The organism is Pedobacter sp. ASV12, from assembly GCF_016429155.1.
In the GTDB taxonomy this organism is placed as follows: domain Bacteria; phylum Bacteroidota; class Bacteroidia; order Sphingobacteriales; family Sphingobacteriaceae; genus Pedobacter.
Map to the genome: position 1 here is coordinate 1 of NZ_JAELUC010000310.1, position 429 is coordinate 429.

Genomic DNA, 429 nt, shown 5'->3' on the forward strand with positions numbered 1-429 from the left:
CCCTAACAATAAGCCCGTAGTGGTGTACGTTAAGTGTAAGTGTTGTTTACCCAAACTTAATAGTATAACTATGATTAAAAAGTTTTTGTTTTCTGCTTTAATTATTCTCTCTACTTTTTCGGCAACATTTGCCCAAAGTAAAACCAAAGAAGCTAGCAAAGTAGAAGACCCTGACAATTTAGCCTCGCAATATTTTTCGCAAGTAATGGGCGTTGCGGTAAATGCAACTTCAAATTTAAAGCTTTATAAATTCATATACGAGTGGATAGGCACTCCTTATCGTTTTGGTGGCAACACTAGAAAAGGAATTGATTGTTCTGCATTTACAAAAGCAATTTACGATAAGGTTTTTAATACCGATATTCTTCGTAATTCTCGTGATATTTTCAGTATGGTTAATCCTTTGTCTAAAGATGAGCTGAAAGAAGG

At 34.5% G+C, this 429-nt stretch carries 1 protein-coding gene; it reads left to right on the forward strand.

Annotation, left to right across the window (positions count from 1 at the left end; all coding sequences use genetic code 11):
* Window positions 1-70: 70 nt before the first annotated feature.
* A partial coding sequence (locus tag JHD69_RS20445; RefSeq protein WP_199142159.1) for a C40 family peptidase occupies window positions 71-429 on the forward strand: 359 nt, incomplete at its 3' end.